Origin of the sequence: Frigoribacterium sp. RIT-PI-h (assembly GCF_001297205.1) — a bacterium.
Taxonomy (GTDB): domain Bacteria; phylum Actinomycetota; class Actinomycetes; order Actinomycetales; family Microbacteriaceae; genus Frigoribacterium.
This window is the reverse complement of sequence record NZ_LHOZ01000106.1, coordinates 1-2265: the sequence shown is the minus strand read 5'-3', so window position 1 is coordinate 2265 and position 2265 is coordinate 1. Positions and strand designations below refer to the sequence as shown.

General features: G+C 75.2%; 2 protein-coding genes. Both read right to left on the bottom strand.

Going from position 1 to position 2265, the window contains the following annotated elements; translation table 11 throughout:
* Positions 1 to 329 precede the first annotated feature (329 nt).
* Complete coding sequence (locus tag AEQ27_RS14835) at positions 330 to 926, bottom strand: thermonuclease family protein (RefSeq protein WP_054147373.1); 597 nt, start codon at positions 924 to 926, stop codon at positions 330 to 332.
* The coding region (locus tag AEQ27_RS14830; protein WP_054147372.1) for an MFS transporter at positions 923 to 2265 on the bottom strand (1343 nt) is incomplete at its 5' end. The genes AEQ27_RS14835 and AEQ27_RS14830, both read right to left, overlap by 4 nt.

The following is a 2265-nucleotide window of genomic DNA, read 5'->3' as shown; positions in this document are numbered from 1 at the left end:
GACTCCTCGAAGTGGCGGGCCAGCGCCTGGTGGGTCGGGGCGTCGCGCGGGGCCGGCACGGCGAGACGGGAGATCTCCCGGGAGCGCACGACCGGGGCGGCGCCCCTCTCCATCGCACGCCCCGGCGCGCGCCCACGCGGGGCCGCCGGCGCGCCCCCCCCGCCCCCGGGCGGCGGGCGCCGCGGCGCGGGGCGCCGGCCCCGGCGGGGCGGCGGCGCGGCGGAGGGGTCGACGGGGCCGTGGGGGCCGGGTCTCTCGGGGTGGGCATGGAACCTCCTGCCCCATGATTCTGGTGGATGCCCCTGTGATCTGCCGTGATCCGTAGCGCGTCAGCCGCAGGCCGCCCAGAGCCCGGCCCGCGAGGCCTCGGCCGACGCTTCGGCGGCGACGAACCGGTCGCGGTAGCGGTACGCGTCGTCGTAGGTGTCCTCGCGCCCGTAGCCCTCGGCGACCAGTCGCTCGTTGAGCATCGTGCCGTCCGGCGACCAGACGTAGCGCAGCAGCCGGTCGTAGCGGTCGGCGTCGCCCTGCGAGGCGTCGTCCTCGAGCCAGACCGTCGCCCCCTCGGGCAGGGTGGACGTCGTGAAGGCGCTGGCCTCCGGGCCGAAGCAGTCGACCGGAGCGTCGGGCTTCACGGTCTCGGGGGTGTCGACGCCGATCAGGCGGATGCGCTCGCGCTCCCCCGCGACGGTGACGATCACCGTGTCGCCGTCGACGACGCGTTCGACGACGGCCTCGGCCGCCGCGGCCGGGACGCTCGTGGGCACGGGAACCGCACCCGCGCCTCCCGGGTCGCCGCCCCCGGACCCGTCACCGAGGAGGCGCGGGAACGCCACGAGGACGGCCCCCGCCACCAGCACCACGACGAGGCCGGGCAGGCGACGCGGCGTGAGGCGACGACGCGACGGGCGACGACGCGCGCTCACTCGGCGAGCCGCGTGCCGCGGAGCTCGGGCAGCATCGTGGCGGCGACGGCCCCCACGACGAAGACCGCGCCGAAGACGACGAAGAGGGTGGGCGGCCCGCCGAGGGCGATGAGCGGCGGCACCGACAGCGGGGCGGCGATCGAGGCGATGCGGCCGACGCCGGCGGCCCACCCCGCCCCCGTGCCCCGCAGCGGCGTCGGGTAGAGCTCGGGCGTCACGGCGTAGAGCGCCCCCCACGCGCCGAGGTTGAAGAACGACAGCGCCATGCCCGCGACGAGGATCTGCGCCACGCTGCCGCTGACGGCACCGAAACCGAAGAACACGGCCGCGACGGCCGACCCGAGCAGGAAGGTCGCGAGCGTCCCCCGGCGGCCCCACGTCTCGATCAGCCAGGCCGAGGCCGCATAACCCGGCAGCTGGGCCAGCGTGATGATCAGCACGTACTCGAACGAGCGCACGAGCGGGAACCCGGCCGCCACGAGCAGCGACGGCAGCCAGACGAAGGCGCCGTAGTACGAGAAGTTGGTCATGAACCAGACCACCCAGATCGCGACCGTGCGGCGCGCCATGCCGGCACCGAACAACCGACCGACGGAGGCGCGGGCCGGCTTCTCGACGACCCGCGCCTCCTCGGCGACGACGGTCGGGGCGGCGACACCGGCGGCCTGCTCGAAGCCGCGGACGGTGCGCTCGGCCTCGTCGTGACGACCCTTCGACTCGAGGAAGCGCACCGACTCGGGCATCCTCAGCCGCACGAAGACGGCGTAGAGCGCGGGGGCCGCACCGATCAGCAGGGCCCAGCGCCAGCCGTCGTCGCTCGTCGGGATCACGAGGTACCCGACGAGGGCCGCCCCGATCGAGCCCACGGCCCAGAACGCCTCGAGCAACACGACGACGCGACCGCGGATGCGCCGGGGCGAGAACTCGCTGACCAGCGTCGACGCGACGGGCAACTCGGAGCCCAGGCCGAGACCCACGACGAAGCGCAGGACGAGCAGCACGCCGACCGACCACGAGAGGGCCGAGAGACCGGTCGCGAGACCGTAGAGCAGCAGGGTCAGGGCGAAGACGGTCTTGCGGCCCAGGCGGTCGGCCAACGAGCCGCCGACGGCCGCGCCGATCGCCATGCCCGCGAAGCCGGCCGAGGCGACCCAGGCCAGTTGGCCGGCCTGGTCGCTCCACACGGTCATCAGCTGGGCGATGACGAACGAGAGCAGACCCACGTCGAGCGCGTCCAGGGCCCAGCCGATGCCCGAGCCGGCGAGCAGTCGGCGGTGCTTCGAGGTGAACGGCAGCTCGTCGAGACGCTCGCTGCGCGTCGGGGCGACCGGGGTCGGGG